Source organism: Agromyces allii (genome assembly GCF_009749385.1).
GTDB classification, from domain to species: Bacteria; Actinomycetota; Actinomycetes; order Actinomycetales; family Microbacteriaceae; genus Agromyces; species Agromyces allii.
In genome coordinates this window covers 260,267-279,535 of record NZ_WBIN01000003.1, presented here as the reverse complement: position 1 = coordinate 279,535, position 19,269 = coordinate 260,267, and the positions used below count along the sequence as shown (strand labels likewise).

Annotated in this window: 14 protein-coding genes; 4 read left to right on the top strand and 10 right to left on the bottom strand. The window is 72.2% G+C overall.

Annotated features, from left to right (window positions below):
- Positions 1-51: 51 nt before the first annotated feature.
- Both GQR16_RS05970 and GQR16_RS05965 read right to left on the bottom strand, forming a co-directional pair.
- The gene (locus GQR16_RS05970) at positions 52-867 is read right to left on the bottom strand and encodes an MBL fold metallo-hydrolase (protein WP_157414217.1); all 816 of its coding nucleotides are present in this window, start codon (positions 865-867) and stop codon (positions 52-54) included.
- 95 nt (positions 868-962) lie between these two features.
- Entirely contained in the window at positions 963-1,721 is a 759-nt protein-coding gene (locus GQR16_RS05965) for a GAP family protein (protein ID WP_211373459.1), read from the bottom strand.
- Between the two features lie 94 nt (positions 1,722-1,815).
- On the opposite strand from GQR16_RS05965, the gene GQR16_RS05960 reads away from it, so the two are divergent.
- The gene (locus tag GQR16_RS05960) at positions 1,816-2,781 is read left to right on the top strand and encodes a cation diffusion facilitator family transporter (RefSeq protein ID WP_246200567.1); all 966 of its coding nucleotides are present in this window, start codon (positions 1,816-1,818) and stop codon (positions 2,779-2,781) included.
- Between the two features lie 498 nt (positions 2,782-3,279).
- Here GQR16_RS05960 and GQR16_RS05955 read toward each other — a convergent pair whose 3' ends face one another.
- The 3 genes from GQR16_RS05955 to GQR16_RS05945 form a co-directional block, all read right to left on the bottom strand.
- Positions 3,280-4,098, bottom strand: a complete 819-nt coding sequence (locus GQR16_RS05955) for a DNA/RNA non-specific endonuclease (protein WP_157414215.1) — start codon at positions 4,096-4,098, stop codon at positions 3,280-3,282.
- 109 nt (positions 4,099-4,207) lie between these two features.
- Complete coding sequence (locus GQR16_RS05950) at positions 4,208-8,098, bottom strand: SCO7613 C-terminal domain-containing membrane protein (protein WP_157414214.1); 3,891 nt, start codon at positions 8,096-8,098, stop codon at positions 4,208-4,210.
- Positions 8,099-8,189: 91 nt separating this feature from the next.
- Positions 8,190-9,296 carry a phospholipase D-like domain-containing protein gene (locus tag GQR16_RS05945; protein ID WP_170298425.1) on the bottom strand — a complete coding sequence of 369 codons (1,107 nt, stop codon included), beginning with the start codon at positions 9,294-9,296 and terminating at the stop codon, positions 8,190-8,192.
- Between the two features lie 291 nt (positions 9,297-9,587).
- On the opposite strand from GQR16_RS05945, the gene GQR16_RS05940 reads away from it, so the two are divergent.
- On the top strand, positions 9,588-11,003 hold the full coding sequence (locus GQR16_RS05940) for a pyridoxal phosphate-dependent decarboxylase family protein (protein ID WP_157414212.1): 1,416 nt from the start codon (positions 9,588-9,590) through the stop codon (positions 11,001-11,003).
- A 36-nt stretch (positions 11,004-11,039) separates the two neighbouring features.
- On the opposite strand, the gene GQR16_RS05935 is transcribed toward GQR16_RS05940, so the two are convergent.
- Positions 11,040-11,528, bottom strand: a complete 489-nt coding sequence (locus tag GQR16_RS05935) for a hypothetical protein (RefSeq protein WP_157414211.1) — start codon at positions 11,526-11,528, stop codon at positions 11,040-11,042.
- A 129-nt stretch (positions 11,529-11,657) separates the two neighbouring features.
- Positions 11,658-14,021, bottom strand: coding sequence for an LLM class flavin-dependent oxidoreductase (locus GQR16_RS05930; protein ID WP_157414210.1), 2,364 nt, complete (start codon positions 14,019-14,021; stop codon positions 11,658-11,660).
- 77 nt (positions 14,022-14,098) lie between these two features.
- Between GQR16_RS05930 and GQR16_RS05925 the strand changes: the two genes are divergently transcribed.
- Positions 14,099-14,584: a winged helix-turn-helix transcriptional regulator gene (locus GQR16_RS05925; RefSeq protein ID WP_157414209.1), complete on the top strand. Its 486-nt coding sequence runs from the start codon at positions 14,099-14,101 to the stop codon at positions 14,582-14,584.
- On the opposite strand, the gene GQR16_RS05920 is transcribed toward GQR16_RS05925, so the two are convergent.
- The gene (locus tag GQR16_RS05920) at positions 14,581-15,609 is read right to left on the bottom strand and encodes an acetylxylan esterase (RefSeq protein WP_157414208.1); all 1,029 of its coding nucleotides are present in this window, start codon (positions 15,607-15,609) and stop codon (positions 14,581-14,583) included. The two genes, GQR16_RS05925 and GQR16_RS05920, sit on opposite strands and share 4 nt — an antisense overlap.
- A gap of 363 nt (positions 15,610-15,972) precedes the next feature.
- A complete protein-coding gene (locus GQR16_RS05915) occupies positions 15,973-16,902 on the bottom strand; it encodes a DNA-3-methyladenine glycosylase family protein (protein ID WP_246200565.1) in 930 nt (309 codons plus the stop codon).
- A gap of 84 nt (positions 16,903-16,986) precedes the next feature.
- Here GQR16_RS05915 and GQR16_RS05910 point away from each other — a divergent pair, with 84 nt between their 5' ends.
- On the top strand, positions 16,987-17,715 hold the full coding sequence (locus GQR16_RS05910) for an SOS response-associated peptidase (protein ID WP_157414207.1): 729 nt from the start codon (positions 16,987-16,989) through the stop codon (positions 17,713-17,715).
- A 138-nt stretch (positions 17,716-17,853) separates the two neighbouring features.
- Here the strand turns inward: GQR16_RS05910 and GQR16_RS05905 are convergent, their stop codons facing one another.
- On the bottom strand, positions 17,854-19,209 hold the full coding sequence (locus tag GQR16_RS05905) for a choice-of-anchor A family protein (RefSeq protein ID WP_170298424.1): 1,356 nt from the start codon (positions 19,207-19,209) through the stop codon (positions 17,854-17,856).
- Positions 19,210-19,269: the final 60 nt, after the last annotated feature.

Here is a 19,269-nt window from a genome sequence, read left to right as displayed (position 1 = left end):
CGAGCTGCTGGAGCGTGGAGCCGGCGGCGGTGAGCGTTGCGCTCGCGCTCGTCAGTCGGCGGGGTCGTTCTTCTGCCCGAGCCGCTCGAGCTGCCATTCGTGCACGTCGACCAACCAGTACAACGGGCCGGTCGGGTCGAGGCGCGGGTCTTCGGGCGCACGGCGCTCTCGCAACGCCTCCGCATACGCCCGGTCCAGTGCGAGTCGCGCCCGGAACTGCTCGCCGTCGCCGACCCCGCCGTGACCCGGGATGACGACGGCCACGTCATCGCCCACGCTCTCGAACAGGCGCAGCGCGGCCAGGTAGTCGTCGACCGGATCCGCCGCCTCGAGATCGAGGAACGGCATCAGGATGTCGGAGAGCATGTCGCCGGCGACGAGCACACCGCGGTCCTCGATCAGCAGGGCCGCGTGTCCGTCGGCGTGCGCCCGATGCTCGAGGATCCGGATGTCGGGGCCGTCCCACGGAATCCGCTCGGCGTCGACGGGCAGGCCCGTGACGAGGCCGAGCAGATCCATCGGGATGTCGTCGGCGTACTCGGGCGGCAGGCCAGGGGCGACGAGCGCCTGCCAGTCCTCCTTCGACAGCAGGTCCCGGAGGGATGCCGCAGCGCGAGCGGTGCCGTAGCGGGGCGCGTCGCCGAAGTCGGGGTGCCACAGCACGTGATCCCAGTGGGGATGCGTCGCGAAGGCCGCCACGACGGGCTGCCCCGACTCGCGAAGGTCCTTCGCGACATCCGCCAGCTCGTCGACCGTGATGCCCGGGTCGATGAGCAGCACGCCCTCGCGACCCTGCACGACCACCGTGTTGCTCTGGAGGAACTCACTCTCGTGAACCCAAACGCCCTCTGCGACCCGCCTCAGCACGCGGCAAGGCTACGCCGCCGTACGCGAGCCGACAACGAACGGTGCGAAAGCCGGCGCTTCCTGAGTCGCCGATGCCGGTGGCGAGCCCCGGCGCCTCAGCCGATCGCGTCGAACAGGCCGAGCTCGACCGCTGCGGCGCGTGCGAGCAGGAACCCGAGGATGCCGACGATCCACGCGGTCGTCTCGGCGGCATTGCGTTCGAGCCAGCCGCTCATGCGGGCGAGCCCCGACTCGATCGCGCGGCTCGCGACCGTGCGCACGGCGAGCAGCACGAGCGCGGGCAGCACCATCACGACGCAGTATCCGACGAGCACGAGCACGCGCGCCGGAGCGTCGAGGTCCGACGACGAGAGCATCCCGATGCCGATCAGGTACGGCAGCATCGAGGCCACCTCGACGCCCGCCGCGGCGACGGCGAGCCCCATGAGCGGAAGCACGCTCGAACGCTCGCCCGCGGCATCCGTCACCGCCCGCTCGCGCCACCTGGCGAACCGCCCAGGCCCGCCGCCCTCGCGCCGGCGCTTGCCGCCCACGAAGAAGGAGGCGACGAGCAGCCCCGCGCCCACCACGAGCTGCGCCCAGAGGAACGGCGTCGTCGAGGCGAGCTCCATGAGCTGCGGCAGCGCGACGCTCGCGATGGTGAGCAGCGCCAGCCCGACCAGGAGGTAGAAACCCGCGACGGTCGCGAGGTAGAGCAGGATGCGGCTGTGGCGCAGGCGCCCGGGAACGAGCATGAGCCAGACCGGGATGAGCAGGGTGCCGAAGCTCGTCGAGTCGACGAGCGCGAGCACGGCCAGCGCGCCGAGGAGCGCCGGGCCGGTGAGGGCGGCGCCGGAGAGCAGGTCGAGGTCCACGGTTTCGAGCCTGCCCGACCCGGGTCCGCGAGGCATCCGCCGCCCGACGGAGGTTCCGCTCCATCGCGCGGCGTCGCGGTGCCAGACTCTGCCCGTGGGGGACACAGCCGCGGCGAGGCCGCAGACCGGCGACTCGCTCGTCACGGTGCTCGTCGCGCTCGTCGTGAACGCGCTCATCGCCCTGGCGAAGTCCGTCGCCGCGTCGCTGACCGGGTCGGCGTCGATGGTGGCCGAGGCCGCGCACTCCTGGGCCGACACCGGCAACGAGGTGCTGCTCGTCATCGCCGAACGGCGGTCGAGGCGGCCGGCCGACGCCCGGCATCCGCTCGGCTACGGCAAGGACGCCTACGTCTGGTCGATGTTCGCGGCCTTCGGCCTGTTCACGGTCGGCGCGGCCGTGTCGATCCAGCACGGCATCACCGAGCTGCTCGACCCCGAACCGGCGGGCGACTACGTAGTCGCCTACGTCGTGCTCGGCATCTCGTTCGTGCTCGAGGGCATCTCGTTCGTGCGCGCCTACCGGCAGGCGCGCACGGATGCGCAGCGACGACGCGTGGGCACGCTGCGCCACGTGTCGCGCAGCTCCGACCCGACGCTTCGCGCGGTGTTCGCCGAGGACGCGGCGGCGCTCATCGGCCTCGCGATCGCGTTCACCGGGATCCTGCTGCACCAGGTCACGGGCTCGCCGGTCTTCGACGCGATCGGCTCGATCGCCGTCGGCGTGCTGCTCGGCGTCGTGGCCGTGCTGCTCATCGGGCGCAACCGGGCGTTCCTCATCGGCGAGGCCGTTCCGTCGGAAGTGCGCTCGGGCATGATCGGCGACCTGCTCGCGCTGCCCTCGGTCGATCGCGTCTCGTTCCTGCACATGGAGTTCATCGGGCCCGGCCGGGTGCTCCTGATCGCCGCAGTCGACCTCGTCGGCGATCGCTCCGAAGCGGATGCCGCGCGCGAGCTCCGGGCCCTCGAAGCCGTGCTCGAGCGCGACCCCATGGTCGAGCTGGCGTCGCTCACCCTGGCCGCGCCCGGCGGCCCCTCGCTCGTTCCACACGCGCCGGACTGATCCGCTCACGACGACCACCCACGGGCTCGTCACTCACGTCGGCCACCCACCGGGCCCATCCGCTCACATCGGTCAGCCACCCGCCGAGCCTGTCCGCCCATATCAGTCACCCACCGTGCTCATCAGCTCGCTGACGGTCACCCACCGAGCCCATCCGCTCACATCGGCCAGCCCAGGCTCGCACGGTCCCGGCCGATCCACGCCTGATCGTTATGCCAGTTCCGCCTCAACGTTGAGGCGGAACTGGCATTCGGATTCGCGAAACGCCCGTGCACGGGATGCGGGCGCCGGGCGTCGCGGACGCCCGCACACGTCGAGACGGGCGTGCGCTGGGCACGTTCACACGCGATCGTCCGAGAACGAGCCCTCAGAGAACGAAGCGCCTCAGAGAACGCGCACGCTCGTCCGAGAACGCACTCGTTTGTCCGAGAACGCAGAGCCTCAGAGCGCACACGTTCGTTAGAGAACGCGCACGCCCGTCAGAAACGCCCACGCTCCTCAGAGCAGGATGTCGGATGCCGCGGCGAGCCGTCGCCACCCGGCCGCCGCGACGGTCTGCGGCAGCACGTCAGCCGCGACGAGGTCGGGCATCGCGAGCCCCGTGATCGCCGCGATGTCGGCGATCGGCACCTGGAACGTACGGAACGGCCCGAGCGGGGGAACCTCGCCGGGAGCCGGGGCGACGACCTCGCTCGTGTCGACGAGCGGCGACTGGTCGAGCACGAAGCCCGTGGCGGCGAGCTCGCCGCCCTCGCTGCCGTCGACCGACCGGTTCCAGGCTGCGATCTTCCAGAAGCGCAGGGGGATGCGGATGCCCCGGTACGGCGGATCGTCGACCGCGAGCACGGGCGCGGTGAACACGCTGAGCCGCAGCCGGTTCGCCTCGGCGTGCCCGAGCACGTGGTCTTCGAGGCCGAGCCACAGCTCTTCGGACTGGTTGAAGCCGCCCGCCTGCGGGGCCGCGTTCGTGAAGTGGAACGTGTCGCTATTGGCTCTGGCCGCGACCTCGGGCGTGCCCCAGACCGGATCGCGCCGCCGTACAAGGTGGCCGCGATCGAGGTCGTTGGCCGCGTAGACCGCGGGCCCGGTCTGCCAGTCTTCGGGAACGCGCTCGTCGAAGCGCCAGTCGTCGCCGCGAGGTACGTCGACGAGCGACGCCCCGTCGATGTTCACGCCCGTGACGCGGGCGAGCCGCCGCACCGAGTCGAGCACTACCGTGAAGTGCACGTAGTCGAGGCTGACGGATGCCGCGGCATCCGCCCCGTTCACGCGCGGGAGCGCGGCGCCGACACCGAGGAAGCGTTCATCGAAGCCCATGCGCCAACCAGATCACACCCCGCCGACATGCCGTGCCAGCCACGCGCGGGCGCCGTGCGGGGAACCCGAACGGACACCGCACGGCCACCCGGTGGCCGCCCGACCCCGCCTACTCGAGCTCGCGCAGGCGGGCGGCGACGCCGCGACCTTGGGTGGTCTTGCGTTCGGCGCCGACGGCGATCGCGAGCAGCACGGCACCCGCGGTCGCGAGGGTGATCCACCACGGCATCGCGCCGACCGTGCGGTCGATCTGCGCGGCGAACACCACGATGTTCTCGATCGGCAGCACCACGAGTCCGAGGATGAACGGCGCCGCGAGCTTGCGCGCCGAGCCCACGAGGATCAGCACGAGCGCGAACGCGATCACCATGATCGGGCGGTAGAGCTGCGGGTCGGTAGCCGTGGCGAGCACGGAGGGCAGCAGCGTGAGGACGATGCCGGGCGCGAGCAGCCGCCACGACCCGCGGAAGCCGACCGGCCAGGAGTCGAGCGAGGCCTTCGGCGCGCGCCACTCGGGGCGAGGGCGCAGGCACAGGATGCCCGCGACGAGCACCGCGAGGCCGAGCGGCAGCGAGAACGTCTCGACTCGCAGGTCGCGCTGGCTCCAGCCCGAGACGCCCGCCGCCCACGCCAGGGCGTAGACGAACCAGAACGGCGGAAGCACGGGTTCGCGCGTTCGGTCGCGGGCGACGAACACGACCGCCGTGACGAGCAGCACGGCCATGAGGCCCCAGAGGGTCCAGATCGAGAACCAGTCGCGCTGCGTCGCGAAGATCGGCCCGAGCGCGAGGTAGACGAACGCGGGGGCGCCGACCCAGCGGTTCGCGGTGAGGAACCCGGTGACGGCATCGGCATCCGCGTTCGCGGCGGCCGACCCGGGGCCGGTCGACAGGGCTGAGGCGTCGATGCCGACCGCACCGAGACCGGCGATCACCGCGGCGATCACCGCCACGGCCAGCACCTGGCCCATGACCGGCGTGGTCCACGTGGCCGCGTCGGCGCCGAGCGCCCACCGCACGCCCTGGATCGCACCGGCGGACGCCGCGACGATCGCCGTCGCGAACACCAGCGGACGCACCGTGCGCAGTCGGCGCATGCGCTCGCCCGATCCGAGGGAGAGCACGGCTCCGGCACCGAGCAGGAGCATCGCCCCGCCCAGCAGCCCGAGCGTTCGCCACGGCGCCACATCGGATTCGGAGCCGAGGGCCGCGAGCGCGACGAGCGACGGCAGCACGGCGACGGCGAGTCCACTGGCGAGCAGCGCACGCCCTCGGCCGCGACGCGCGATGAGGATCGTCGATACCGTGATGGCGGCGACGGCCGGCGGCAGGGTGTACGGCTCGATGACGGCGACGCCCTGGATGGCCCAGACGCACCAGAGCGCGCCGGTCCAGCTCGCGGCCGCGAGCCACCAGCCGTAGCGACGACCGGCGACCACGCGAACCGCCGCGGCGCCGAGTCCGAGCACGACGAGCACGACCGCCGTCGTGCCCAGCCCGGCGGCGTCGCGCACGAGGGCGAGCAGCACGGTGACGGCGGCCGACACGAGGGCGCCGACCTCGAACCAGAGACGGGCGGATGCGGCATCCGCTGCGGGAATCTCGTCGCGCAGCATGGTGCGCTCGAGCACGACGGTGAGCGGCAGCGCGACGGCGACGAGCGCGGCGATGATCGGCAGGGCGACCGGCGACCCGCTGGTGGCGAGCGTCGCAGCGCCGAGGCAGACGACCACGACCGAGAGCGCCGGCACGATCAGCGCCGCAGCGGCCGAGCGCACGAACCGGTTGAGCCCGGGGCGCCGCGTGAAGACGAGGGCCACGGCGAGCGCGGCGATGACGGCGGTGGACAGCGCGGTCCATCCGCTGCGCTCGACGAGCACCGTGACGATGCCCACGAGGAACGGCACGAGGGTGACCACGAGGATCGCGTACCACGAGCGCGCGTCGACGCGGCGCACGAGGGTCGCGGCGAGCGCGACGAGCGCGGCGGTCGTGGTGGTGAGGCAGAGCACGGCGACGGTCTCGACGCCCGCACGGCCGAGCGCCGTGGCGAGCAGGACGAGCGCGTAGGCGTAGGCGATCGCGAGGTGCACCACACGGAACGGAACCGGCACGGTGCGCCCGACGAGCAGCAGCGCCACGACGATGACCGCGCCGAGCGGCACCGTGATCGCCGCATCGGCCCAGCTGAGCAGCGCGGCCTCGAGCAGGGCCGCGTGGGCGGCGACGATGAACGGCGCCCGCACCGCGAGGCCCGCCCGCGACAGCGGCGAGGCCGGAACGACGAGCGCGAGCGCGGCGAGCACGGCGACCCCGATGCCGAGGCCGACCTGCGTCACGGTGAGCAGCGCGGGCCAGGCGATGAACTGCAGCACCGCGAGACCGGCGACCCACAGTGCGACCGCCGCGAAACCGGTGCCGGTCCAGGTGCCGAGCCCGCGTCGATGGTCGACCCGCGAGCGCCAGGCGAGCACCCCGATGCCGATCGATGCGGCGACGAGTCCGAGCAGGGCCGCGAGCGCGTAGGTCGACGCGACTTCGGTGTACAGGCCTGAGTCGCTGAACAGCTCGGTGCCGCGGCCGGGCTCGGGCATCGAGGAGGCGAACACCACGACCACCCGCATCAGGGCCATGAGGGTCATGGTGAAGCCCACGGTCGCGCTCGCGAGCAGCACGCCCAGCGCGCCGGCGCGAAGCGGTTGCGCGAGCATGCCGCCGATGCTCGGCACGAACGACGCGAGCGCGAGCGCGACCGCGGCCGCGAGCGGGATGAGCGTGATCTGCCAGGTGGAGTCGGCGAGCAGGTCGACGAGCAGGAGCGGCGTGATCGTCACGGCGCTCGCGCACAGCACGCCGCCGAAGGCGCTCCAGAAGCGCCGGGCACCGGTGCCGACCGCGACGAGCGCGCAGGCGCCGAGCGCGAGCAGCAGCAGGATGCGCCCGACCTCGCGTTCGGGGGTGTTGCCGAGGAACGGCACCTGCACGAGCACGATGGCGGTCGCGACGAGCTGCAGCACGGTCAGCGTCACGCGCTCGGTGCGGAGCCCGCCGCCGAACCGCGCAGCCGCCCGCGGCACGAGCAGGTTGGCCGCGAGCGCCACCGCGGCCGCCGCGACGTGCGCCCAGGCGAACCCGAAGTCGGACGCCCCGGTGGAGTACCCGAGGAACACGGGCGTGAGCACGAGCCCGACGAGGGCCGACCAGAACCACGTGCGCATGCGCGTGGCGAGGCTCACGGCGAGCATGATCGCGGAGGCGACGAACGTGCCGAGCGAGGCGAACACCCACCCGCTCACCCCCGGCGGCGCGACCTCGGCGAGCGCCTGCACGTCGAGCGCGACGAACACCATGCCGAGCGCGCCGATGGCCTCGGCCGAGAACAGCACCCCCCGCACCCGCAGCAGCCACGCGACCACCAGGAACACGACCGTGACGCCGATCGTCACGAGCGTGCGCACGACCTGCGTGATCTCGGGGTTGAGGAACGTGAAGACGATCGCGGCCACGGCGAAGAGGCCGGCGCCGGCCACCGCGAGCACCGACTGCACGCTCGTCTGGCTCTCGGGGCGGGGTGCGGATGCCGCGGGCGGGCCGGCCACGCCGGCAGGCGCGGAAGCGAAGGGCCCGCTCGTCGGCGCGGGGGCGTGCGCGCCAGCAGGCGCAGCCGTCGGCGCAGCGGCTGAAACAGCGGCCGCGACGGGAGCGACGGCTGCCGACGCCGCGACCGGCGTTGCCGCAGCAGGCGCAGCAGCCGGGGCAACCGGCGCGGCCGATGCAGCCGCCGGAGCAACCGCCGTCGGCAGCGCGCCGATCAGTCGCTCGCGCTCGAGCAGCGCCGACGCCGCCCGCTGCGAGACCTCGTGGACCGCGATGGCCTCGGGCCCGCGCAGGTCTGCATGGCAGTTCGCGCACACCGCCGAGGCGAGTGCCGCTCTGCATCGCGGGCACTCGTTCGTGGCGGTGAGGTAGGCCGCCGACTGTTCACTCCACGTGGACGCCATCCGCGCAGTCTATTCAGGGTCGGCTACGGCATTCGGGAGGCGTCCACAGCGCGGCGACGGGTCGCGGCATCCGTTCTCCGGGGAGGAGCACTCACACGACGATCGGCTCGGCGAGCTCGTCGATGATGCGGTCGATCTCGGTGAGCGCGTAGGTCGCGAGCGCCCGCTGCGCGACATCCGTCGGGGTGCCCTCCGGCTCTTCGAGATCGCCGATGACGACGATGTTCTCGTCGTTCAGGGTGTTGGCCGGTGCCGTGTAGTTGAAGCTGCCGACGATGAGCACGCGTTCGTCGATGACCATGAGCTTGTGGTGCAGCTTGCGCACGCCCGTGCCGAGCTTCGTCGTGTAGAGCTCGACGGCCCCGCCGGCGAGCCCCTTCGTCGCGGCCCACTTCGCCGCGCCCTGCCCCCGGTCGAGCACGCCGCGCATGCGGGCCACGAGCGGCCGCAGCCGGATCATCGTGTCGTCGATGCCCGAGGACTGCGCGAACGTGAACATCGCGAAGTCGATCGAGGTCTTCGCCTTCAGCATCTGCTTCATGATCTCCATCTCGGGGCCGTGCCTCGGGGCGAAGAGCGGCTTCACGCGCACGGCGGGCAGCCCGAACTCCGACGGCTTGGGCTCGACGCGCTCGTGCAGGTCGCCGAACGTGCCGGAGCGCATGCGCTCGAACTCGACGAGGTAGTCGGCCGCCGGCTTCTTTCCGCGCAGCACGACCACGTGGTTGAGGTTCTGCCCCTTGCCCGGTCCGGATGTCGCGTTGGTGCCGGTGTCGGTGCGCGTGAAGTTCGTCGACCCGGTGAGCACGGCCGCCGTCGCCTCGCCCGCGTCGCGCACGATGAACTTCTGGTGGAAGATCTTGGGGTTCAGGTCGCTGACCACGTCGACCCGCGACTTCAGCAGAGCGGCGAGCAGGAACCGGTTCTCGTCGTGGGCGCCCGCGGTGTTCCACGGGTCGGCGATCGCCTTGTCCTCGGTGAGGTAGTCGCCCTCGAGGATGAGGCGCACGCGCACGCCGCGCTTGGTGGCGTCGACGATGGCCTCGGCGATCGGGCGCGAGTCGACCTCCTGCACGGCGATCGCGAGCGTGTGCTTGGCGCCGGCGAGGAACTCGCGTATGGCGAGGTCGAGGTCGTCGGGGCCGCCGACCGAGGTCGGCCCGAGGTGCAGTTCGACTCCGCCGATGACGAGCGGCATGGCGCACATCCTCTCCTTGCGACGTTCTCCTTGAGGTTCTCTCATGTGGCGTTCTACGCTCATCGTGCACCTTCCGGATCAGGGATGCCACGGATGCCGCGTGCATTCCGCCTCGAAACACGCTGCGCAAAACTGCGCCGCAACGCGCACTTTCATTCAGTCGATCGACCTGAAACACAAGAAAAGTGCTGCGGATTCCGTTCTCGCGCGCGTTTTTGCACAATGCTGGGCGTGTGTGCGACGCTGCTCCTAGCTCGCCGAACCCCCGTGCGACTCAGAAAGGGAAGCACCATGAACACCGACCACCGCATCGCCCCCGGTTCGGCACCGGCCGACCCGACCCGCATGCACGCGTTCACCGATGAGACCGAGGCGATCGTCGACCTCGTGCTCGACTACTCGCGCCGCCGCATGCTCTCCGAGGACACCCCGCTCGACAAGCCCTTCTCCCCCGCCGAGCTCAACCGCCTCGCCGGTCGCACGATCGACGAGCAGGGCATCGGCGCCCGCCGGGCGCTCGCGATCTTCGAGCACGTGCTCGCCCCGGCCTGCATCACGACCGACCACCCGCAGTACCTCTCCTTCATCCCGATCGCGCCGACGAACGCCGCGTCGGCGTTCGACCTCGTCGTCTCGGCCTCCGCGATCTACGGCGGCTCATGGCTCGAGGGCTCGGGCGCCGTGCACGCCGAGAACGAGGTGCTGCGCTGGCTCTCCAACGAGTTCGGGCTCCCGGCGGGCGCCGGCGGCGTGTTCGTGCAGGGCGGCACGCTCGGCAACCTCTCGGCGCTCGTCGCCGCCCGCGAGGCGGCCCGCGCCCGTCTCGCGGAGACCGACCCCGCGGCATCCGCCCCTCGCTGGAAGGTCGTCTGCAGCGCCGAGGCGCACTCCTCGATCGCGTCGGCCGCGCGCGTCATGGACGTCGACATCGTGAAGGTCTCGCCCGGGCCCGACGGGCAGCTGCGCGGCGAGGCGGTGCGCGACGCGCTCGAGGAGCACGGGGCATCCGTCTTCGCCGTGGTCGCCACCGGCGGCTCCACGAACTTCGGCATCGTCGACGACGTCGCCTCGATCGCCGCGCTGAAGGACGACTACGACTTCTGGCTGCACATCGACGGCGCCTACGGGCTCGCCGCGATGCTCTCGCCGCTCGCCCGCGACCGGTTCGAGGGCGTCGGGCGCGCGGACTCGGTCATCGTCGACCCGCACAAGTGGCTCTTCGCGCCGTTCGACGCGTGCGCGCTCATCTACCGCGACCCGAACCGCGGCCGCGCGGCGCACACGCAGCACGCCGAGTACCTCGACACGCTCACCGAGACGGCGGAGTGGAGCCCCTCCGACTACGCGATCCACCTCACGCGACGCCCCCGCGGACTGCCCATGTGGTTCTCGCTCGCGACCTACGGCGGCGGCGCCTACCGCGAGGCGATCGGCTCGTCGCTGCAGCTCGCCCAGGACATCGCCGCCGAGATCCGTCGCCGCCCGGGCTTCTCGCTCGTGCGCGACCCGCAGCTCTCGGTCGTGGTCTTCGAGCGCGACGGCTGGACCCGCGAGCAGTACGCCGCCTGGTCGGCCAAGCTCCTCGACGACCAGCTCGCGTTCGTCACCCCGAGCTCGCACCTCGGCCGCCCGAACACGCGCTTCGCGATCGTGAACCCGCTGACCACGTTCGAGCAGCTCACCGCGATCCTCGACACCATGGAGTGAGCGGATGCCGCGGCATCCGTCGCCCGCCCGGAACCCTCAGACGGCCTCGGGCTTGCGGAACACCGCGCGCATGTGGTCGCTGTCGAGGAAGTCGGCGACGCCGATCAGGATCAGGCTGAACACGATCTGCTCGGTCACCATCCAGAACGGGAAGAGGCCCGGGATCGCCGCCATGACGAGCGTGACCACCGGGAAGATCTTGCTGAACAGCCGCAGCCGCGAATAGGCCCAGCGGTAGCCGCGCTGAGCCCGCCACGCGAAGTAGAACAGCGTGACGGTCATGGCGAGCACGATGAAGATGCGCATCCACACCGGGAACGCGAGCACCACTCCGTTCGCGAACAGCACGAAGGCGACGACGAGCGCCGCCAGCCCGATCAGCACCTCGACGGCGAGCAGCCAGGTGATCCAGACGAACGCCCGCCTGGTGCGCGGGTGCGCGACGAGTTCGGGATCGGCCTTCACGCCCGCGTCGCGACCTCCCGCGATGCGGTCGAGCTTCAGGAGCATCGGTTCGAGATCCATCGACCCTCGTTTCTTCTGCCTCCGAGCCTATTCGGCCGGCCGAAGCAGGACATCGATCGGAAGTTCGACGGCCCGCGGCATCCGGCGCCCTCATTCTCGTCGGGAGGGGCGGATGCCGCGGCGCGGCGCCTACGCGATGTTCGCGTTGTCGCGGAAGAGGTTGTCGGGGTCGACGCGCCGCTTGATCTCGCGCAGGCGCTCGAGCGTGGCGGGCGGGTAGGCGGCGGCGAGCTGCTCGGGGCCCTGCTCGGTCTCGAAGCTCAGGTAGGCGCCCGACATGTGCGGGGCCATGAGCTCGTTCCACAGCTCGCGCGTCCCGTGCCGCGGCGAGCCCATGGCCGAGACCGAGAACTCCGCCTCGCGGTGGCCGTAGGCCGTGGCATCCGCCGGCACGTCGTGCACGGCACCGCCGGCCGCGCGGATCTGGAAGAAGTACGTCGCGCCGCTCTCGAGGAACGCGGCCGCGTCGCGGGCGAACTCGGGCGTGATGCGGCCGATGAGTCCGGACTTGGCCATCGGCTCGCCCTGTCCGGCGTGCGCGGCATCCGACGCGTTCGAGATGACGGCCTCGTACGTGGTGAGCCGCACCTCCTGCCCGACGAGCGGGGCGACCTCGGCGAGCGGCTGGAGCCGGGCGAGGATCGTGTCGGGGTCGTTCGAGTCGATCACGGCCATGACCTGCGCTACGGGCGGCTGGCCGGGGCGCGGGCCGCCCATGAGCAGGAAGCTCGTGAGGTCGCGAGGCGAGTCGACGACCCAGTCGCCCCACGCCTGCAGGAACCCGGCGGTGTCGCTCGCGTCGAACGCGAGCTGCGCGAAGCCCACCTCGCCGACCTCGTCGACCTCGAACTCGAAGGCGGTCGCCACACCGATGTTCGCGCCCGCGCCGCGCACGGCCCAGAAGAGATCCGGATGCTGCGTGGCGTCGGCCCGCACGATCGACCCGTCGGCCAGCACGAGCTCGACGGCCCGCACGTGGTCGATGGTGAGGCCGTGCTCGCGCACGAGCCAGCCGATGCCGCCGGCCGTCGCGAGCCCGCCGACGCCGACTCCCCCGTAGTCGCCCGAGCTCAGCGCCCAGCCGTGCGGCGAGAGGAACGCGGCGACGTCCATCCACCGGGCGCCCGCCTCGACGCGCACGAGCCGCCGGTCGGCGTCGAGCACGCGCATCGTGTTCAGGCGCGAGAGGTCGAGCACGATGCCGCCGTCGTTCGTCGAACGACCGCTGATGCCGTGTCCGCCGCTGCGCACGCCGAACGGCACGTCGGGGTGGCGGCGCGCGAACGCGAGCGCCTCGGCGACCTCCTCGGGGTCGCCCGGCTGCAGCACGATGCCCGGCGAGCCGCCGCGCATGTACGTCGACTTCACGCGCGAGTAGCCCGCGTCGCCCGGCTCGATCGCATGCGCCGCGAGCGACGGCGGCACGGCCTCGTAGTCGATGCCGTCGCGGCGCTTCGCACGCACGGCCGAGCTGCGCACCTGGCCGGCGGCGGCGACGATGCGGCCGCCCGCGGCATCCGTCGTCGCGCCCTGTGCGCCGCCGTCGCCCGCGCCCGAACCCGCGTGACCGAGCTCGGCCGCGACCGCTTCGCGCAGCGCGGGGGCGACCTCCTCGCCGAAGTGCACGATGGTGCCGGGGTCGTCGCTCGCGAGGATGAACGTGCCGATGCCGTCCTCGAGCACGTACGGGAGCAACTGCTCGACCCACTGCTCGGCGGGGCCGTCGAAGCTCGTCGCCTTGACGCCTGCGCGCCCGGCCCCGCCGCCCGCGCCGCCGCCGCGCCCGCTCGTGAACCGACCGCCGATGTTCAGCAGGCGGCGAATCTCGCGGGGGTCGCGGCCCGCGGCGAGCGCGGCCTCGTCGATCGTCCGGTTGCCGCGCTCGAGGTCGCCGGGCTGCAGGTAGCCGAGCGAGGGCAGCCAGCCGTCGCCCTTGCGGCCGATGAGGCGCAGCATGCGCGGCTTCAGGGCGCCGATCCAGATCGGGATGTTGTGGGCGGGCGCCGGGCCGCGCTTCGCGCCGTTCACGTGGTGGTACGTGCCGTCGACCACGAACCGGGCGTGCTCGTCGACGTCCCACGTGCCGCGGATCACGTCGATCGCCTCCGAGAGGGCGTCGACCGCCTGCCCGGGCGTGAGCTTGACGCCGCCCATCGCGGCGATCGGGTCCCAGAAGCCGCCCGCACCGAGCGCGAGGTCGAATCGCCCGCCCGAGAGCAGGTCGAGGCTCGCCGCGGCCCGGGCGAGCACGGCCGGCGGTCGCAGCGGCATGTTCGCGACGTTCGCGGCGACGTGGATGCGCTCGGTGCGCGCGGCGACCCAGGTGAGCAGCGTCTGCGTGTCGTGGAACGCCGGCTGGTACGGGTGGTCCTGGAACGTCACGAGGTCGTAGCCCGATGCCTCGCTGAGTTCGGCCAGGCGCACGGCCGCCTGCGGCGGGTCGTTCCTCGGGGTGATGAAGGTTCCGAACTGCAGGTCGTGTCCGTAGTGCATGGTGCTCCCGTCGTGTCGCGCTCTCGAGCCTCTCGCACCGGGCGAGGCGAACGCAATCGCTGGTAAGCTGCTTACTTATGGTTAGTCAATCGGATGTCGCGGCGAACGTCTCCAGCTCCGCCGACCTCGCGGCCGGGGCCGACGGCGGTGCCGAGCACGCCCCCGTCCTCGGCGACGACCTCGCCGCCCACCGCGCGCGGCTCGAGCAGTTCGGGCACATCGACGAGGCGGCCTGCCGCCGCTTCCAGCGCTCGGTCGAGTTCGCCGGGCGCAAGTGGAACGGCGCGATCCTGCTCGCCGGCGTGCGCGGCGCCCGCCGGTTCAGCGAATACCGCGCCACCGTCGACGGTATCTCCGACCGGCTGCTCGCAGCCAGGCTCAAGGAGCTCGAAGCCGAGGGCGTGATCGAGCGCCACGTGAAGGCGACGACGCCCGTGACCATCACCTACACGCCGAGCGCCTCGGGGCTCCAGTTGATCGAGCTGCTCCAGCCGCTCGTCGAGTGGGACGCCGTGCACACGGCCGCCCGCGCCGGCGGCGATGCGGCGCGCGACGCGGGCTAGGCTCCCGGTCGCTCGGCCAGGCGCTCGGCCAGGCGCTCGGCCAGCCACGCCGCCTGCCTCGGCCAGTGCGCCCCGGCCCCGCCCTCGTGCTCGTTGAACGCGTACTCGACGATGTCGGCGACGGGAGCCCCGGCGTCGGCCGCGGCATCCGCACCCCACCGATTGCGCGCGGCGAACACCGTCGACGGCGGGCACACCGGATCCATCAACGCGACCGAGAACAGCGCCGGCGCGGTCGCCCGGGCGGCGAAGTTCACGCCGTCGAAGTACGAGAGCGTCTCGAAGGCGGTTGCTGCGGCATCCCGATGCACCGAGAGGTACCGCACGATCTCCTGGTACGGGTCGCGGTCGGTGAGGCCGACGGCGCGCTCGAAGTGGCAGAGGAACGGCACTTCGGGCATGGCGCCGACCAGCCCCTCGCTGAGCCCGGCCGCCGCGATCGCGATGCCGCCGCCCTGGCTTCCGCCGCTCACGCTCACCCGGTCGACGTCGACCTGCGCGAGCGAGCGCACGGCGTCGATCGCGAGCACCGCGTCGGTGAAGACGCGCCGGTAGTAATAGGTCGCCGGATCGAGGATGCCCCGCGTCATGAACCCCGGCGTCGACGGACCGGTGCCGTGCGGGTCGGGCGTCGTGCCGCCCGTGCCCCACACGCTGCCCTGCCCGCGCGTGTCCATGAGGAAGTACGCGTACCCCGCGCTCGCCCACGCGAGGCGCTCGTGCGGCAGGCCCCGACCCCCGCCGTACCCGTTGAACTCGACGATCGCCGGCAGCGGTGCGGATGCCGCGGCCCCCGCCGGCACGACGAACCACCCGCCGACGGGGTCGCCGCCGAACCCGCTGAACTCGACGTCGTACACCTCGACCGTGACCAGCCCGGCGTCGACGCGCGTCAGCCGCGGAACCTCGGCGAGCGCCCGCGACTCCGCGAGCGTCGCGCGCCAGAACTCGTCGAAGTCGGCCGGCTCGGCGACCTCGGGGCGGTAGACGCGCAGGTCGGCGGGCGACAGGTCGAAGCGGGGCATCGGCATCCTCTCGGACGGAACACGGGCGGATGCCGCGGCGCGGCGCCGCGGCGACGCTCAGCGTATCCCCCGGGACGTCGGAACCTCGGATCCCGGAGCACCGGATCCCCCGAGCCCCGCCTACTCCGCGCCACCACACCGCCTGCCGACTCCCCGCTCACTCACTCGCATGCCAACCCCGAACCCAAACCCAAGAGCGTTCCGAATCGAAATGCCAGTTCCGCCTCATCGTTGAGGCGGAACTGGCATATCAACGCGGGGGAACACTCGCTGCGGGCGCGGAATCAGCCGGATCCGGAGCACGGGATTCAGCGGGCGCGGGAGCGGGACCGCATGTCCGCGCACCCAGCGCCAGCCAGCGGGTCAGCGCGCGCGGTGGTCGACGAAAGGCATGCGCGGGCCGCGCTTGGGCCGGCCGGCGACGCCGGCCGCGCCGAGCAGCCGCACCACGCGCTGGCGATGTCCGGCCCATGGAGCCATGGCCTCGACCATCTCGTCGTCGGTCATGTCGCGGCCCCAGAGCGCGTGGCCCAGGTAGTTCGCGAGATGGTAGTCGCCGACGGCGAGCGCGTCGGGGTCGCCGAAGGCGCGCTGGGCGACCTCGGCGGCGGTCCACACGCCGACGCCGGGCATGAGCATGAGGCGCGCCGCGGCATCCGCAGGGCTCATGCCGCTCGCCTCTTCGAGACGCGCGGCGTACCGGGCCGCGTTCACGATCGTGCGCGAGCGCTGCGGATCGACGCCGGCGCGGTGCCACTCCCACGACGGGATCCGTCGCCAGACCTCGGCCGTGGGAGCGACCTTCATCGGGCGCGCGAGCCCTGACGGGACCGGGCCGGGTGCGTCATCGCCGAACCGATGCACGAGCGCCCGCCACGAGTCGTGGGCCTGCAGCGTGATGACCTTCTGCTCGAGGATCGCGGGCACGAGCGACTCGATCACGCGGCCGGTGCGCAGCATGCGCAGACCCGGAATCCGTCGGTGCGCCTCGGCGAGCAACGGGATGATCGGGTCGAACGACGCCGGATCGTCGCCCTCGCCGAGCACGACCGGTGCCTCGGCGGCCGCGTCGGCAGCGCCCGGACCCCAAGCCTGCACACGGAGCTCGACGGCGCCGACCTGCGAGTACCGCACCGTCGCGACTCCCGAGGTGGTGCGGGTGGTGCGCCAGAACGAGCCGTCGGCGCCCCGGTGGAACGTGGGGTCGCCGGCGCCGCGCCGCAGCACGCCGACGGTCCGGGCGAGGTCGGTCGGATGCCGCGGGGTCCACGTCATGGCATGTTCCGCGATCACGGGTTCAAGTCTGCTCCCGTCCGCTGACAGCCGTCGCAGAACACGACCCCCGCCGATGTCGGCGGACGGGTGCAGACTGGGCGCATGTGCGGGCGCTTCGCGAATGACGCAAAGGTCGACGAGCTGATCCAGGAGTTCGTCGCGGCCGGTGGCGACTACAGAGACTGGCGGCCGCAGTACTCGATCGCCCCGACCGAGGTGATCCCGATCGTGCGCGAACGTGCCGATCGCGACACCGGCGAGATCACGCGCAGGCTCGACGCCGCGGCCTGGAACTTCCATCCGCCGTTCCTGAAAGACGCGAAGCGGCCGCAGTTCAACACGCGCATCGAGACCGTCGCCACGAACGGCCTCTGGAAGGGCGCGTTCGCGTCGTCGCGGTGCCTCGTGCCGATGCGCGGCTACTACGAGTGGACGGGCGAGCCGGGCAAGAAGCGCGCCTGGTTCCTCCACGGCGACCAGCCGTTGCTCGCCGCCGCCGGCATCTACACGGTGCGCAAGGTCGACGACGAGTGGCACGTCTCGACCTCGATCATCACGCGCGAGGCGAAGGACGCCTCGGGTGAGGTGCACGATCGCATGCCCGTGTTCCTCGAGGCCGACTTCTGGGGCGAGTACCTCGACCCGGCCAAGCTCGACGAGGGCGGCAAGGCGCGCATGGTCGACCAACTGGCGGCCGAGTCCGACAAGGTCGCGTCGACCATCTCGGTCTACGAGGTCGACCGCCGGGTCAACAACTCCCGAGCCGTCGACCCGGCAGACCCGACGCTCATCGATCCGCTGCCGGAGTCCGCGACCGACTCGCAGGGCTGACCTCCCCGCCGCAACCGGGAGCTGCGTGTCAGATCCGGTCGGCGGAGCCAGCGGCGGGCAGCGGCGGCGCACTGGTCACGACCGAGTCCACGCCTGCGCTCACGAGCGGTCGCCGGCCAGCGTGATCGGCAGCAGGTGTCAGGCGCGGCGTCGTCGCGTCGTGAGCACCGTCACCATGCCGGCGCCGATGAGCACCGCCCCGATCGCCATCATGGCTCCGGCGGGCGAGCCCGACTGCGCGAGCCCGGCGGGGCCGGGCGCGGGAGTCGTCGTCGGCGAGGCCGTCGGCCCGACCGTCGGCGTCGCCGGCGGAGTGGTCGGGGCGTCCGTCGTGGGCGGCGGGCTCGTCGGCGGTGCGGTGGTCGGCGGGGCCGTGGTCGTCGGCGGGGCCGTCGTGGTCGTGGGAGGGATGACGTCGCACTCGCCGCTGAACGGGTAGGCGTGCATCTCGACACCGGTCTGGCTGCCCGTCGGCGAGCGGTGCACGAGATCGCCGGCGACCTCGACGCGACCGTTCGTGCCCGCGATGGAGATCGTGGTCGTGCTGGCGGGGTTGCCCACGAGGATCGACCCGGGCAGTTGGGCGCCGCCCGTGATCTCGACCGTCGTCGCATCGGGGAAGTTCGTGACGATGAGCTGCGTGATGTCGGGGTCGAACGTGTTCACGCCCTCGATGAACCAGCTGTTCACGTTGGCGAATGTGACGTCCCCCGTGACGTTGATGACGACATGGGCACCGGCCTGCACGTCGACTCCCGTGATCGCGACCTGGTCGTTGCCGAGGGTTCCCTCGATCGTGAACACCTGCGGGTCGCTCACGCCGTCGCCCGTGAACGAGGTCAGGCCGTCGGCCGTGGTCACGGTGCCGGTGTCGGGGAGGTCGGCGAAGCACTGCGAGAGCGACGTCACGTTGGCCACGCGCTCGGCGAAGGCCGAGGCCCCGTCGCCCTGCGCGACGGTCGCCCCAGTGACGACCGACGGGGTGCCGGTGAGCGTTCCGCCGTACTCGACGTTGCCGACGATGGGCGTGAAGTCGGGGAACCCGGTGTCCCCGCCGACGATGAGCGACGTGCCGTCGGCGATGGTCAGGTCTCCGCCGACGGTGAGCATGGTCGAGCCGCTCGGCGGTGGCACGCGCGACCCGACGCCGGCGACGCCGACGTTGTAGGCGCCACCGCCCCGATCGAACGAGGCGTCGCCGAGCACCACGAGGTTGCCCTCGGTCTCGGCCGCACTCGGACCGGTGGTGAGGTCGCCGCCGACGAAGACGTTGACGCCGTCGTCGAACCCGGTCACCCCGCCGTTGTTCGGCTCGGGCCAGACGTCGGGGCAGGCGTCGCCGAGGCACGCGTCGAGCGGCGTGTTGCCGTCGACCTGCACGGCGAACGCCGATGGGATCGATGCCACCACGAGCGCCGCGCCCGCGAGCGCGATCACCCCGCCGGTGACGCGTTTGGCGACGCGCGAGCGCCGGGATGCATTTCGGGTCTGCATCGACGAACCCCTCCCCCGAGGATCGGTCTGAACCATCTCAGGCTACCCTCCGCGAGCCCC

Bases quoted from the DNA above. Each gene is read 5' to 3' on its own strand.
- GQR16_RS05955 (WP_157414215.1), bottom strand. From the start codon at position 4,098: ATGGGCTTCGATGAACGCTTCCTCGGTGTCGGCGCCGCGCTCCCGCGC.
- GQR16_RS05950 (WP_157414214.1), bottom strand. From the start codon at position 8,098: ATGGCGTCCACGTGGAGTGAACAGTCGGCGGCCTACCTCACCGCCACG.
- GQR16_RS05945 (WP_170298425.1), bottom strand. From the start codon at position 9,296: ATGCCGCTCGTCATCGGCGGAGTCGAACTGCACCTCGGGCCGACCTCG.
- GQR16_RS05940 (WP_157414212.1), top strand. From the start codon at position 9,588: ATGAACACCGACCACCGCATCGCCCCCGGTTCGGCACCGGCCGACCCG.
- GQR16_RS05935 (WP_157414211.1), bottom strand. From the start codon at position 11,528: ATGGATCTCGAACCGATGCTCCTGAAGCTCGACCGCATCGCGGGAGGT.
- GQR16_RS05930 (WP_157414210.1), bottom strand. From the start codon at position 14,021: ATGCACTACGGACACGACCTGCAGTTCGGAACCTTCATCACCCCGAGG.
- GQR16_RS05925 (WP_157414209.1), top strand. From the start codon at position 14,099: ATGGTTAGTCAATCGGATGTCGCGGCGAACGTCTCCAGCTCCGCCGAC.
- GQR16_RS05920 (WP_157414208.1), bottom strand. From the start codon at position 15,609: ATGCCCCGCTTCGACCTGTCGCCCGCCGACCTGCGCGTCTACCGCCCC.
- GQR16_RS05910 (WP_157414207.1), top strand. From the start codon at position 16,987: ATGTGCGGGCGCTTCGCGAATGACGCAAAGGTCGACGAGCTGATCCAG.
- GQR16_RS05905 (WP_170298424.1), bottom strand. From the start codon at position 19,209: ATGCAGACCCGAAATGCATCCCGGCGCTCGCGCGTCGCCAAACGCGTC.